General features: G+C 68.5%; 13 protein-coding genes and 1 pseudogene. 8 read left to right on the top strand and 6 right to left on the bottom strand.

Going from position 1 to position 12,818, the window contains the following annotated elements; genetic code table 11:
• Window positions 1-49 precede the first annotated feature (49 nt).
• The gene (locus DZC73_RS26215) at window positions 50-361 is read left to right on the top strand and encodes a hypothetical protein (protein ID WP_124543333.1); all 312 of its coding nucleotides are present in this window, start codon (window positions 50-52) and stop codon (window positions 359-361) included.
• 14 nt (window positions 362-375) lie between these two features.
• On the opposite strand, the gene DZC73_RS26210 is transcribed toward DZC73_RS26215, so the two are convergent.
• Entirely contained in the window at window positions 376-1,359 is a 984-nt protein-coding gene (locus DZC73_RS26210) for a GlxA family transcriptional regulator (protein ID WP_124543332.1), read from the bottom strand.
• Window positions 1,360-1,453: 94 nt separating this feature from the next.
• On the opposite strand from DZC73_RS26210, the gene DZC73_RS26205 reads away from it, so the two are divergent.
• The 5 genes from DZC73_RS26205 (at window position 1,454) to DZC73_RS26185 (ending at window position 6,332) form a co-directional block, all read left to right on the top strand.
• A complete protein-coding gene (locus tag DZC73_RS26205) occupies window positions 1,454-2,275 on the top strand; it encodes a dienelactone hydrolase family protein (RefSeq protein WP_124543331.1) in 822 nt (273 codons plus the stop codon).
• 91 nt (window positions 2,276-2,366) lie between these two features.
• Window positions 2,367-3,059, top strand: coding sequence for an Hpt domain-containing protein (locus tag DZC73_RS26200; RefSeq protein ID WP_124543330.1), 693 nt, complete (start codon window positions 2,367-2,369; stop codon window positions 3,057-3,059).
• Between the two features lie 60 nt (window positions 3,060-3,119).
• A complete protein-coding gene (locus tag DZC73_RS26195) occupies window positions 3,120-3,518 on the top strand; it encodes a response regulator transcription factor (RefSeq protein WP_124543329.1) in 399 nt (132 codons plus the stop codon).
• Complete coding sequence (locus DZC73_RS26190) at window positions 3,515-4,357, top strand: phosphate/phosphite/phosphonate ABC transporter substrate-binding protein (protein ID WP_124543328.1); 843 nt, start codon at window positions 3,515-3,517, stop codon at window positions 4,355-4,357. The genes DZC73_RS26195 and DZC73_RS26190 overlap by 4 nt, the downstream gene beginning before the upstream one ends.
• 10 nt (window positions 4,358-4,367) lie before the next feature.
• Window positions 4,368-6,332, top strand: a complete 1,965-nt coding sequence (locus DZC73_RS26185) for a sensor histidine kinase (RefSeq protein ID WP_235835286.1) — start codon at window positions 4,368-4,370, stop codon at window positions 6,330-6,332.
• 12 nt (window positions 6,333-6,344) lie between these two features.
• On the opposite strand, the gene DZC73_RS26180 is transcribed toward DZC73_RS26185, so the two are convergent.
• From DZC73_RS26180 to DZC73_RS26160, 5 genes are all read right to left on the bottom strand, one after another.
• Complete coding sequence (locus DZC73_RS26180) at window positions 6,345-7,556, bottom strand: EAL domain-containing response regulator (protein WP_124543327.1); 1,212 nt, start codon at window positions 7,554-7,556, stop codon at window positions 6,345-6,347.
• On the bottom strand, window positions 7,553-7,921 hold the full coding sequence (locus DZC73_RS26175) for a response regulator (protein WP_124543326.1): 369 nt from the start codon (window positions 7,919-7,921) through the stop codon (window positions 7,553-7,555). Before DZC73_RS26175 ends, DZC73_RS26180 begins: the two co-directional genes overlap by 4 nt.
• Window positions 7,922-8,077: 156 nt before the next feature.
• Window positions 8,078-8,929 carry a DUF1161 domain-containing protein gene (locus DZC73_RS30535; RefSeq protein ID WP_161974747.1) on the bottom strand — a complete coding sequence of 284 codons (852 nt, stop codon included), beginning with the start codon at window positions 8,927-8,929 and terminating at the stop codon, window positions 8,078-8,080.
• A gap of 223 nt (window positions 8,930-9,152) precedes the next feature.
• The gene (locus DZC73_RS26165) at window positions 9,153-9,938 is read right to left on the bottom strand and encodes a LytR/AlgR family response regulator transcription factor (protein ID WP_124543324.1); all 786 of its coding nucleotides are present in this window, start codon (window positions 9,936-9,938) and stop codon (window positions 9,153-9,155) included.
• Entirely contained in the window at window positions 9,935-11,005 is a 1,071-nt protein-coding gene (locus tag DZC73_RS26160; RefSeq protein ID WP_124543323.1) for a sensor histidine kinase, read from the bottom strand. Before DZC73_RS26160 ends, DZC73_RS26165 begins: the two co-directional genes overlap by 4 nt.
• 256 nt (window positions 11,006-11,261) lie before the next feature.
• On the opposite strand from DZC73_RS26160, the pseudogene DZC73_RS26155 reads away from it, so the two are divergent.
• A pseudogene (locus tag DZC73_RS26155) lies at window positions 11,262-11,748 on the top strand (VOC family protein).
• Between the two features lie 88 nt (window positions 11,749-11,836).
• Window positions 11,837-12,808: a S1/P1 nuclease gene (locus DZC73_RS26150; RefSeq protein ID WP_124543322.1), complete on the top strand. Its 972-nt coding sequence runs from the start codon at window positions 11,837-11,839 to the stop codon at window positions 12,806-12,808.
• Window positions 12,809-12,818 lie beyond the last annotated feature (10 nt).

Below are 12,818 nucleotides of genomic sequence, written 5' to 3'. Positions count from 1 at the left end.
CCCGGTATTTGACGGATCGGCCGCGCCGCGGCCGGGCCATCATGGCAAGGTGCACCAAGTCATCCGCCTTCACAGCGCCGCGCCGGCCAAGCCCGGTGCCGGGCAGCCTTGCAACGGCTGCGGGCTGTGCTGCGCCACGCAGCCGTGTCCGGTGGGCATGCTCATCAGCGGCAAACGGGAAGGGCGATGCGATGCCCTGCAATGGCGCGATGACGGCGGGCTGTACCGCTGCGGGTTGATCGAGTCGCCTGCGCAGTTCCTGCCTTGGTTGCTGCGCTGGACCGCACCGATGGTCCGGCGCTGGGCGCGTCGGCTCATCGCCGCGGGCCAGGGCTGCGACTGCAGCTACGAAGTCGCCTGAGCGTCGTCCGAGCTTCAGGCGCTGCGATCCAGGGCCGGGCGGAACTGGCTCGGCGTCGCGCCGGCGGTCTTGCGCATCAGGCGCCTGAGGGCGGTCGCGTCTTCGTAGCCCACCTCTGCTGCCACCTGCTCGATGGACAGTCGCGTCGTCTCGATCAGCGTGCGAGCGCGATTGAGCCTCACGCCTTGCACCAGCGCCAGCGTGCCGTGCCCGGTGGCAGCGCGCACATGGCGGGCCAGGGTGCGTTCGGACATGGCAAATTCGCTGGCGAGTTCGGTCACGCTGGGCGGCGTCGGCAGGGCCGACTCGATGCGACGGGTGAGCCGGCTGACGAGTTCGTTGCCGTTGGCCTTCATCGCCGGAACGACGAAGGGCGCCTGCGCCTGCCGCGCATCGATGAGCAAGGTGCGGCTCACAGCCTCGGCCAAGGCACTGCCGAAGCGGATGCGCAAGAGGTGCAGCATCAGGTCGGAATGCGCCATGGCGGCGCCCGCGGTGTGCACCGGCCCGTCGGCGCAGACCATGCGGTCGGCATCCACGGTACTGCCCGGTTCCAGGCGATGCAGTTCTGGCGCCAGCCACCAGCAGGTCGTGACGCGCCGCTGTTGGACGAGGCCCGCGGCCTGCAGCAGGAAGACGCCGGAGCACGACGCTGCCACGTGCCCGCCGTGTGCGACGTGGCGCCGCACGGCGTCGGTGGCCTGCCGCGCATCGCTGGCGGCGAGGCGGTTGGCGACGGCTGCGGGCGTGTTCATGGCGAGGCCGGGAATGATCCAGGTGGAAGCATCCGCACGCGGTTTGGCAGGCATGCAGTCCGTGTCCACATGCAGGCCGCCGGTCAGTGGCACGAGGCCGCCCTGGACAGACATCACCCGCCAGGTCGGCCGGGGCAGCTTCAACCCCGGCGCCAGCGAGGCCGCCGCGCCCAGCACGTCCAGCGTGATGGCCACGCCCGCGGCGAACGACCCGGACAGAACCACGACAGTGAAATCAGGCATGGCTGAAAACGCCTCAAACATGTCAAACAAGACACTGCCAGTCTAGGCCCTGGCGCGATGCAATGAAAGCCCATCCACTCATTGCGACAAGACCATGCGCCCCCTCGATCAGGACGATCCCCTCGACGACTTCTCAGCACAAGAGATCACGCTCAACGGTGCGACCAAGGTGGTCCACGTGGCCGGCACCGGCCCAGGCGTGATCGTGATGACCGAGATGCCCGGCATCAGTCCGCACGTCGCGCGCTTCAGCCGCTGGGTGCGCGACGCCGGCTTTACCGTCTACATGCCCTCGCTGTTCGGCCGCGACGGCGCAGTGCCCCAGGCGGAGGAGGGCGTGGCCGTTTTCAAGCGCGCCTGCGTCAGCGCCGAGTTCCGGGCCATGGCGGCCAACCAGTCCAGCCCGGTCACGCAATGGCTGCGGGCGCTGGCCCGGCTGGCGCATGAGGAGTGCGGGGGCCCGGGCGTGGGCGCCATCGGCATGTGCTTCACCGGCAACTTTGCGCTCACGATGATGCTGGAGCCGGCCATGCTCGCGCCCGTGCTGTCGCAACCCACGCTGCCGCTGAACGACCCGGCAGGGCTGGAGATCGCGCCCGATGAGCTGGCCGCCGTGCGCGAGCGCATGGACCGCGAGGACTTGACGGTGCTCGCCTACCGATTCGAAGGCGACCACTTTTGCCGGGCCGAGCGCTTCGCCGCCTACGCGCAGGCCTTGGGGCAGCGCTTCGTCGCCCGCGTGCTGCCCGACAGCTCGGCCAACAAGAAGTCGCTGCCGCCCTTCTTCGAGCAGGTGGTGACGCAGCCGCACAGCGTCGTCACGGCGCACCTCATCGACGAAGCCGGACAGCCCACGCTCGCGGCGCGCGACGAGATCCTCGCGTTCTTTGGCCAGCGGCTGGGGCGCCGGGAATAGTTCACGCCGCAGGCTTGATCTGCGTCAAGTTTGAAGGACTGCGCGGCAACCGGGCGCCTCAACGGGCGAGTGCGGCGGTCGATAACGGCACATGTCCGCCGACCGCCACATCGCTGCTGCCTGCGCGCCGTTCGTGCTGCTGGCCGCCAGGCCTGCCTTCGGTGCGTACCGCCTGGTGTGCCGGCTCCAGCGCCTGGGGCTGGAGACCGACACCGTGCGGGATGCGGATTCGGCCATCGAAGCCGTCTTGAAGCGCTCGTACAACCTGCTGGTGCTGGAGACGTCCGACGCAGCGCCGGCTGGCGAATTTGTGCGCATGCTGCGCGCGGCCGGTCACCATCGGCCGATCGTCGGCTGGGTGCGCAGCGTCTGCACGGTCCGCTGCGTGTCGCCGGCTGACGGGTTTGACGCCGTCCTGGCGGGTTGTCCGGCGCAGGGCAAGCTGGCGCAATGGCTGGCCCCGCTTCTGGCCGCCGCGGCCAGTGGCCCACATACCGTGCTCGACGTCGAGCACGACGCCGACTTCCAGGCACTGAAGATTGAATTCCGCGCCGGCCTGGCCGCCCAGCTTGCCGGGCTCCGGCAGGCCTTGGACGAAGGCGACAGCACCACACTGCTGCACTTGGCCCACACGCTCAAGGGATCGGCCGGCTCCTACGGCTACATGAGCGTCACGTCGGCCGCCGACGAATTGCAGAACGCGCTGCTGGCCGGCCAAACCGGCCATGTCCTTGCGCTGGGCAGGCATTTGATCCGTGAAGTCTTCCTGGCCTTGCCGCCATGAATCGTGTCCAACCCTGGTCCTGCCATCAAGGGACCGCTTTTTCCACCGACAACCCGAACCATGAAACGTGTCCTGATCGTCGATGATCAGGCGGACCTCAGACGCCTGGTCCGCTGGTCGCTTGAAATGCTCGAAGACGGCGTCGAACTGCATGAGGCCAACGGCAGCGCGGCCGCGTTGCGCATGGCCGAATCGATCAAGCCGGACCTGGTGTTGCTGGATGTGATGATGCCCGGGCCGATGAACGGCCTGGAAGTCTGCCGCCAGCTGCGTGCCATGCCGGACCTGTCGCACACCAAGATCGTGCTGGTGTCCGCCCGCGGGCAGATCAACGACGTCCGTGAAGGCGTCGCCGCCGGGGCGAATTCCTACATCGTCAAGCCGTTCAGCCCCCAGAAGCTGCTGGACACGGTCGAATCCATGTTCACCAAGGCGGACAGCAGCAAGGAGCCCTCATGAATCCCACACGCCGTGCCCTGGCCGCGGCCCTGGGGGCACTGTGCCTTCCGCTGGCCGCCCAGGCGCAGCCCGAGTATTTCTTCTCACCGGTCAACCAGTACGGCATCAGCGTCACGGCGGCCTACTGGAACCCCATCGTGCGCTACGTCTCCGAGCGCAGCGGCGTCAAGCTGCAGCTCAAGATCGGCCGGACCTCGGCAGACACCACGAGCTACGTGCTGGCGCGCGAGGTCGACTTCGTGTTTTCCAACCACCTCTTCAGCCCCGACCGTGAACACCTGGGCTGGAAGGTGTTCGGCCGGCGCGAGACGCCGCCTGTGCGCGGCCAGATCGTCGTGCCTGCGGATTCGCCCATCACCGACGTGCGGCAACTGGCCGGCAAGGAAGTCGCATTTCCCGGGCCCGAGGCCACCATCGCCTACAAGTTCACCTACGGCCATCTGCTGCAGGACAAGGTCGACGTGAAAGTCGTGTTCGCCGGCAACATGGATGCGGCCTTCGCCCAGATCTTCAGTGGACGCGCGGCCGCCGCGGGCGCGAACTCGCAACTGGTCGAGGGCTATGCCAGGCGTGAAGGCAAGGCCTTCCGTGTGCTGTGGTCGTCGGCCCCTTTGCACGACCTGGCCCTGATGCATTCGTCCAAGGTGCCTGCCGGCGACGTCAAGGCCGTGGCAGCGGCCTTCTTCGCCATGGCGAATGACCCGCAGGGGCGCGAGGTGCTGGAGCAGGCCGCCAAGGCCGCCGGCCTGCCCGCGATGGCCGCCTTCGTGCCCTCCGACGGCAGCGAGTACAAGTCTTACCGGGACTTCTACCGCAGCGCGCCGCAGCAGGTGCAGTGACCCCGCCGTGGTGCGACTCCTTCCCCGCTCGCTCGTCGGACGCGTCTATGCGCTGTACGTCTTGACCCTGGCTGTCTTCGTGGCCAGCGGTCTGGCCATGTTCTACCGCTACGTGTTCAGCCTTGAGCTGGAAAGCGCCATGGAGCGCTCGCTGTCGGTCTCCATGATCGTGGCCTCGACGGTGAGCGACAGCGCGGTCATCGGCGACTACGACACCATCCGACGCACGCTGGAGCGTGCACTCAGCCATTCCGACCTCGCCAGCGCCTCGTTCATCGACGTGCGTGGCGGCGTCGTGCGAGTGGAGCAACACGAGGCGCCGGTGGTGACGCCGCCTGGGTGGCTGCTTGAACGCGTGGCCGACCGCCTGTACGACACCAACCTGCCCATCGTGGCGGGAGGGCGCGACTATGGAGTGCTGCGCATGCAGTTCGCGCCGGACCGCATTGCCGGGGGCCTGTGGCGCTCGGCGCGCGTGGCCATGCTGCTGGCCGGCATCGGCATGGCCGCGGGCATCGTGCTCATCCGCTGGCCGCTTCGCCGCTGGCTGGGCTGGCTCGGGCGGATCGACTCGATGGGCGACGAGCTCTCCCATGGCGTGGTGCCAGACGCACTGCGCTTCCCCGACGACGCGCCGGTGGAATTCCGCCGCACGTTCGACGTGCTCAGCAGGACGGCGACAAGCCTGCGCCAGACCAACGAGCAATTGCAGCAGGAGGAGCGCGCCCGCGAGGCAGCGCTGGCGGCCCTGCGCAAGATCCTGGAGGAACTCGTGCCCACCGCCAGCGTGCGCGGCGAAGCCGGAAGCGGCGACATCGATGCGATCACGCGGATGATCACCCAGCTCGTGGGCACGCTGCAGGAGCACACCGAGCAGCTGGGCGCCATCTTCTCGCTGAGCCCGGACGGCTTCGTCTCGTTCGACAAGGCCTTGTGCGTGAACTACGTGAGTCCCGGGTTCAGCCGCTTGACCGGCGTGGACGACGCCCAGGTGCTCGGCCTCACCGAAGATGAATTCGCTGCCCAGTTCGCAATGTGCTGCATGGGCGGCGCCGAGGCGCTGCCGACCTTCGAGGCGATGAGGCGCCAGGAAGGTTCCGGCCAATCCATGGGCGGGCGGCGGCGCACCATCGACCTGAATGGCCCGGGGCGCCGCACGGTGGAACTCAGCCTGGGGTCGGGGCAGGGCGGCGCGATCGGACAGGTGCTGCACCTGCGCGACGTGACCGTCGAAACCGAAGTCGATCGCTTGAAGAGCGAATTCCTGTCGACAGCCGCGCATGAACTGCGCACGCCGATGACGAGCATCTACGGCTTCACGGAGCTGATGATGAAGCGGCGCCTGTCGCCCGAGCGCCAGGCGGAGGTGGTGGCCATCGTCTACCGGCAGACGGGGATCATGATCGACATCGTCAACGAGCTGCTGGACCTGGCCCGCATCGAGGCGCGTCGCGGCAAGGACTTCAGGCCCGAGGTGGTGGACGTGCGCGACATCGTGAACTCGGTGGTCGCCGAATACAGTCCGCCGGCCGACCGGCCTGGTCCCATCGTGGAGCTGGCTGCGGAGCCGGCCAGCGTGAAGGTCGATCCGTCCAAGCTCGGCCAAGCCTTGCGCAACGTGGTGTCCAACGCCTACAAGTACTCGCCTCAGGGGGGCGAGGTGCGGGTGAGTGTGGTCACTCGGCGGCAAGAGGGCAGCGCACAGGCGGGCATCACCGTGGTGGACCAGGGCATCGGCATGACGCCGGAGCAGCTCGCCCGCGTGTGCGAGCGGTTCTACCGGGCCGACGACTCGGGCACCATCCCGGGCACCGGCCTGGGCATGAGCATCGTCAAGGAGATCATCGAGCTGCTCGGCGGCCTCCTGGAGCTGTCCAGTGAAGCGGGCCGGGGCACCACGGTCACGATGTGGCTGCCGCAGGTGGACGCGCGGCCGCTTCCTTCAGCGCAGCCGGCGCCTGCCGCGGCGGCCTGACCGTCGGGCCGTTCAGGCCGGCAGGGGCACGCAAACGTTGTCGAGTTGCCGCAGCCAGTCAAAGGCCAATTGGGGCGGCATCGGACGGGACACGAGATAGCCCTGGACCTGGCTGCATCCGCACTGCCGCACGGCCGCCAGTTCGCTGGCGTTCTCCACGCCTTCGGCCACGACCTGCAACCCGAGCGAACTGCCCAGCTGGGCGCAAGCCCGCACGATGGCCTGGCGAGCCGGGTCTTCGCCGAGGCCGGTGACGAAGGCTCGTTCGATCTTGAGTTCGGAGAACGGAATTTGCGAGAGCTGGAAGAAGCTCGAGTACGCCGTGCCGAAGTCGTCGATGGCGAGGTTGAAGCCCAGCATGCGGATGCGCGCGGTGTTCTCGATGACCTGGGCCAGGTCGCACATGGTCTCGCTTTCCGTGATCTCGATGGTGATCCAGCTCGGGTCCAGCTCGATGGCGTCGACCGCGCGGACCAGTTCCTGGCAGAACCCGAAGTTGGCCAGCGATTGCATGCTGATGTTGATCGACGCGCTGATGGCCATGCCCTCGGACAGGCAGTGCCCCACGAAGTCAATGGTCTGCCTGGCCATCTGCATGGACGCCTGATCGAGCAGCCCTCCAGCGGCCAGCGGGCCGATCAGGCGGTCCGGGGTGATGAGCCGGCCTTCGGCATCCTGCGCACGCATCAGCGCCTCGAAGCCGACGACCTCGCAGGTGTCCACCCGAACCTTGGGCTGCAGCCAGGGCGCAATCGCGCCTTGCGCCATCAGGGCGCGGACTTCATCCACGCTCAGTTCCTGGGGGCGGGGCTGGGCGGCGCGGCGGGGGGTCTTGAACTCGACCCGGCCCAGGGTCGCGGCGATGGCCTGCGCGTCCACCGGCTGCTCGGCCACGCCCACGACCGGCACGGCGCTGGCCTGCGCCAGCGCAACGGCCGCCTTGATGACGGCACGCTGCTGGTGGCTGGCGATGAAGATCGATGGGGCGGCCGGCAGTCCGCCGAGCAGCCGCACCAGTTGCAGGCCGTCGCCATCCTGGAAGCGAAGCCCTGTGACCACGACGTCCGGCGTGTGAGGCACGCAACGCAGCAGGTCCCGTGCGCCTTTCATGCCGTTGGCGATGCCCGAGAGGTTCCAGCCGGCGTCCTGCAGGGCACGTCCCACGGTCCAGGCCTGGTGGGCGTCGTCGATGACCACCCAGGCGGAGCGTTGTGCCGCCCTCATGCGGCGCGGGCGAAGAAATGATCGCAGACGGATTTGACGTCGGCGAAGCTGATGGGCTTGATGAGCAACTCGTCGAAGCCGGCTGCACGCATCCTGTCGCGTTCCTCCGCCATGCCGTGGGCCGTGAAGGCCACCACGTACAGGCCTGCATGCGCCGGGTCGGCACGCAGCGTGCGGCAGGCTTGTTCGCCGGTCATCACCGGCATGCGCAGGTCCAGCAGCACCATGTCGAAGCGGGTGCCCTTGAGCGACTGCAGGGCAGCGTCGCCGCTCGCCACGCACTGAACCTCCCAGCCCAGGCGCTTGAGGAAGACCGACACCAGCCGTCCGTTGAGCTGGTTGTCGTCGACGACGAGGGCGTTCATGCGCGTTCCCTTTCAGACAGCATCGGAAGGGACGGCCGGCCTCGTGCCGGTGGTTCCCACCATGTCCTGCTATCGGAGGACCCGGCTGCAACTTGAGGTGCGGGACGGATCGGAATTTGCGCTGGATCAAGGCCGCGAGGTCCGGCGGCCACGGATTCAGATGCGCAGCTTGGGACCGCGCGGGAGACCAGCCTCGTCGAAGGCGCTGCGGTGAGACCGCCAGGCCCACAGCAGTGCCAGCAGCGGCAGCAGGGCCAGCCCGGTGATCCAGGGCCAGTGGGCCGTGAGGAATTCGGCGGTGCGCTGCGTGATCAGCGGCTCGGTCTCGGCGGGCTTGGCAGCGGCCTCCGGTGCGGGCGGCGGGGTCTCCACCGCGCTGGCCGCGGGGCTTGTCGTGCTTGCGGATGCTGCGAGGTCTGCAGCGGAAGCCGCCGCCACGGGAGGCAAGGGTGCCTGTGACGCGGCGACCACCACCGGCGTTGGTGCGGCAGCGATCACCGGTGCGGGTGCGGGAACAGATGCGGCTGCCACCGGAGGCGTCGCAGGCTTGGCCGCGGGGGCAGGCAAAGGCCCGACGGCAGGGGCGGGGGCGGGGGCAGGGGCAGGCGCTGCGGCGACCACGGGTGCCGGTGCAGGCGCAGGAGGCCGGGGCTCAACCACAGGCTTCTGCGGCGCAGGTGCCTTGACCACAGCCTCCTTCGGTGCCACCGGCGCAGGCGCCGGCGCTGCCTTGGGCTGGGCCGCGGGAGCCGGCTCGGGCGATGCCTCGGCCGCCGAACTTCCGCCGAAGCGCCGATACAGCATCTTCCACGCGCCGCCTTCGCAAGTGCCGATCACCTTCGCACCCGACGGTGTCGGTGTTTTCGATGGCACCGCTTCCAGGCTGTAGCCATGCACGCCACCCGCTTCGATGCGCGAGCCGAGCCTGGCCTTGAGCACGTCGCAGGAGTTGCCCTCGGCCTGGGCATGGCCCGGCAGGACCATCAAGGCAGCTTGCAGTGCACTCAAAGCACCGATTCGCGCTGCCAGGCGCGGATTCCGACTCGATCTTGCGGTGGCCGATGCGCCCTGGATTCCCCGCCACGGCATCGTTCTTGGTGCTGCTCTCACGGATCACTTCCCCTCTTTCCGCCGGCGATTGTCTCAAGCCGTGCCGCGCCGCGGGTCAGGGGAAGCGCCAGAAGTCCCGCGGATGCGACACCTGATCCGGGGGGCGAAGGGGGTCGCGTGCTTACATCTGCCGGAACAGGTGCAGGTAGGTGCGGCTGACCGGCAGCACCTCGGGGCGGCCCTTGAGGTGGATGTCGGCGGTCTCGTTCACGCCGCGCGTGACCTGCTGGATGGAGCGCAGGTTCACCACCACGCTGCGGTGCACCTGCACGAAGTGCGTGTCGTCCAGCTGCGGCAGCAAGGCCTTGATGGTGGTGCTGATCAAGGCCTCGGCGGGCTGGCCATCGTCGCCGCGCCAGGCCACCAGCGTGTACTTCTCGTCGGAGCGCAGGAAGTCGATGTCGTCCACGGCAATGAGGCGCAGCGCCTGTCCGACGCTGGCGCGGATCCATCGCAAGGGGGCCTTGGCGCCGGTGGGCTGGAGCTGGGCCGCCAGCTGGCGCAGCAGATCCTCCGTCGCGTCGGACGGCGAGGAGGACTGCATGCGTTCGCGCAAGCGCTGGACGGTGGTGGCCAGCCGGGCGGGCTCCACCGGCTTGACGAGGTAGTCCAGCACACCATGCTCGAAGGCCTTGAGTGCGTACTGGTCGAAGGCGGTGACGAAGACCAGGTGGGCCTGGCCACGGATCTGCCGTGCCGCGTCCACGCCCGACATGCCGGGCATCTGCACGTCGAGGAAGCAGATGTCGGGATGGTGCTCCTCGAAGCGCTCCACCGCCTCGCGTCCGTTGCGTGCCTCGGCCACGATGCGCAGCTCGGGCCAGGCCTGGGCCAGCAGCGCGGTGAGTTCCTCGCGCAGCAGCGGCTCGTCGTCGGCGATCAGCGCGGTGGGCTGCTTGCTGCTCATGCGCCGCCACCTTGCGCGGGAAACTCCAGCTCGGCGCACACGCCGTGCGGCATCACACCCGTCAGGCTCAGCCGCGCATCGCCTGCAAAGGCCAGCTGCATGCGTTCGCGCAGGGTGCTGAGCCCCGTGCCCAGGCCGTCGCCCGGCGCCTGCAGGCCCACGCCCGTGTCGGTGACGCGCATGACGCAACGCCCCTCGCGCACGGTGATGACGATGTCCACGCGGCCGCCTTCCTCGCCCGGGTCGATGCCGTGCCGCACGGCGTTCTCCACCAGCGTGTGCAGCGCCATCGGCGGGCAGCGCAGCGGCAGTGCGGCGTCGTCGGCATGCAGGCTGTATTGCAGTCGGTCGGGCATGCGCATTCGCATCAGTTCCAGGTAGGCGCGGACCAGCTCGATCTCCTGCGAGAGTGTGCTCGCGTTCTCGTCCAGCCGGGGCACGGCGGCGCGCAGGTAGGCAATGAGGCTGTCCAGCACGGCCGGTGTCTGGGGCGAATTGGAGCGCACCAGCGCACGCACGTTGGCCAGGGTGTTGAACAGGAAGTGCGGCTGCACCTGCGCTTGCAGCAGGCGCATGCGTGCGTCCAGGGCCTGCCGTTCGAGTTCGCTGCGCTCCAGCTGGAAGGCCAGGGCCTGGGTCCGCGCGAGTTCCTCGCGCTGCTTCACCATCGCGCCCAGCGCGATCCAGGGCGCGAAGAGCCAGCCGGTGAAGACCATCTGCACGCAGCCGTTGACGCGCAGCGGATTGAGCCAGAACTGCCACTCGCCGGTCGTGACCCAGTAGGCCACGAGTCCGCCCAAGGGAATCGCCGTCTCCACGCCGATGAGCTGCCACGCCCATCGCGGCATGGAGCTTGGCAGCCGCGCCGGCCACTGTTCGCACAGTCCGAAGGCCAGCATCGCGAGCAGGCCGACGATCACGGTGCGCACGGCCCACACAGGCAGCGGGGTGGTGGATGCGAGGTGAAGGAGCGCGAAGGGAAGCGCCGCGAGGACGGTGTAGCGCACGCGTGGCCACGCGATGACGCGGGCCAGTCCGGCGGGCAGGGGAGCGGTGGTGTCAGCCATGGGTCGGCAGTGTGCGTGCGAGTGTCGCCGGTCTCAATCGGGACAAGACGGGGCACGCCCCGTGCTGCATGAATCACGGCGGACACCGACGAATCGTCGGCGGTGCCCGCAAAAGACCCGGCGCCGGGTCCGGGCATCGCCCAGGCTGCAGAAAAATCGATGCGACGCTGTCGATTTCGTCCGGCCCCGTTCGTCGTCCTCATGACGAGCCATTCGGCCCGCCAGAATTCCACCGAGGCCAAGACAGGAGAAACAGATGTCCCTTCAGAAGATCACCCCCTTCCTCTGGTATGCCAAGGAGGCCGAGGAGGCCGCCCGGCTCTACACCTCCATCTTTCCCGACTCGCGCATCCGGCGCGTGGTCAGCATGCAAAGCGACTCGCCCAGCGGCCCGCCGGGGTCCGTGAAGGTGGTCGACTTCACCATCTTCGGCCAGGACTTCACGGCCATGAGCGCCGGCCCCGATGGACCCGTTCAACCATGCCATCTCCTTCATGGTGAACTGCGCCGACCAGGCCGAAGTCGACCGCTACTGGGATGCGCTGCTCGAAGGCGGCACGGCCGAGCAGTGTGGCTGGCTGCGCGACCGCTTCGGCGTGTGCTGGCAGATCGTGCCCACGGCGATGATCGACATGATGGCCAGCCCCGACAAGGCCAAGAGCAAGCGTGCGAGCGACGCGATGATGACCATGGTCAAGCTGGACATCGCCAAGCTGCAGGCGGCCTTCGACGGCAAGGCCTGAATCTCGTCAAAGCTAGGGAGGCGGCGCGGCCGCCTCATGGCTAGGATCACTTGCAAAGCTGCCATCGCATTGCAGGGAGAACCAAGTCATGAACGCATTGGAACGGCGGGCCTGCGCCCGCTTCGCCGCGCTGTCGCTCGTCTGCTGCGCCTGCGCCGTGCTGTCGCCGTCCGCGCAGGCCTGGGGCGACAAGGGCCACCAGGTCGTCGCACTGGTGGCCTGGGAACACATGTCGCCCAAGGCGCGCGATGCCATCACCGCCATGCTGGCGAACGACCCCAAGCCGTACCCGATGCGCGACGGCGTGATGACCAACGCCTCCTTCGACCGGCAGGCCACGTGGGCCGACTACTACCGCGACTCGCAGCGCGGCCCGGGCGTGACGCCCGATGACATCCATTCCTACTACTGGCACTTCGCCGACATCGAGATCCATGGCGGCTCGCTGGAGCAGGCGTGCTATGGCTTCCAGCCGCTGCCGCCGGGCGACCTCGGCTCCGAAGGGCCGGACCCCGACTGCGCCGTCAACAAGATCGAGCAGTTCGCGCTGGAGCTGTCGTCGCCCTCTGCCAGCGCGGATGAAAAGCGCCTGGCCATCAAGTACCTGATGCACTTCGTGGGCGACATCCACCAGCCCCTGCATGCGGCAGACGACGTGGACCACGGCGGCAACGGCAAGAATGCGACAGTGAATGGCGGCAGTGCCCAGCCGTTGCATCACCACTGGGACGTGACCTTCGTGGATGCCGTGGCGGCCAGGCCCGGCAAGCCCAACCCGTCGCCCCAGGAGGTCGTGGCGGCACTCAAGAAGCCCACCGCGCAGCAGGTCACGCAATGGCAGCACGACCCGAGCCCGCGGCGCTGGGCGCTGGAGTCCTACGCGCTGGCCCGGCGCGATGCCTACGGCGATCTGCCGGTTCCGTCGTCAACGCCGTCGGGCAAGGTCTACAAGCTGAGCAAGGCCTATGCCGACCAGGCGAAGAGGGACGTCGCCACCCAGCTCGTCAAGGCCGGTGTGCGCCTGGCCGGCGTGTTCAACAAGGCGCTGGCGCCCGACTGATCGCGGCCGC

Origin of the sequence: Rhizobacter terrae (genome assembly GCF_003852895.1) — a bacterium.
Classification (GTDB): Bacteria; Pseudomonadota; Gammaproteobacteria; order Burkholderiales; family Burkholderiaceae_C; genus Albitalea; species Albitalea terrae.
The sequence above is the reverse complement of the archived record's forward strand: the minus strand, read 5'-3'. Positions and strand labels throughout refer to the sequence as shown.

What these genes read in the sequence shown, in the direction of transcription:
- DZC73_RS26190 (WP_124543328.1), top strand. Translation starts at nt 3,515, where the DNA reads ATGAATCCCACACGCCGTGCCCTGGCCGCGGCCCTGGGGGCACTGTGC.
- DZC73_RS26205 (WP_124543331.1), top strand. Translation starts at nt 1,454, where the DNA reads ATGCGCCCCCTCGATCAGGACGATCCCCTCGACGACTTCTCAGCACAA.
- DZC73_RS26150 (WP_124543322.1), top strand. Translation starts at nt 11,837, where the DNA reads ATGAACGCATTGGAACGGCGGGCCTGCGCCCGCTTCGCCGCGCTGTCG.
- DZC73_RS26195 (WP_124543329.1), top strand. Translation starts at nt 3,120, where the DNA reads ATGAAACGTGTCCTGATCGTCGATGATCAGGCGGACCTCAGACGCCTG.
- DZC73_RS26200 (WP_124543330.1), top strand. Translation starts at nt 2,367, where the DNA reads ATGTCCGCCGACCGCCACATCGCTGCTGCCTGCGCGCCGTTCGTGCTG.
- DZC73_RS26210 (WP_124543332.1), bottom strand. Translation starts at nt 1,359, where the DNA reads ATGCCTGATTTCACTGTCGTGGTTCTGTCCGGGTCGTTCGCCGCGGGC.
- DZC73_RS26175 (WP_124543326.1), bottom strand. Translation starts at nt 7,921, where the DNA reads ATGAACGCCCTCGTCGTCGACGACAACCAGCTCAACGGACGGCTGGTG.
- DZC73_RS26160 (WP_124543323.1), bottom strand. Translation starts at nt 11,005, where the DNA reads ATGGCTGACACCACCGCTCCCCTGCCCGCCGGACTGGCCCGCGTCATC.
- DZC73_RS26180 (WP_124543327.1), bottom strand. Translation starts at nt 7,556, where the DNA reads ATGAGGGCGGCACAACGCTCCGCCTGGGTGGTCATCGACGACGCCCAC.
- DZC73_RS26165 (WP_124543324.1), bottom strand. Translation starts at nt 9,938, where the DNA reads ATGAGCAGCAAGCAGCCCACCGCGCTGATCGCCGACGACGAGCCGCTG.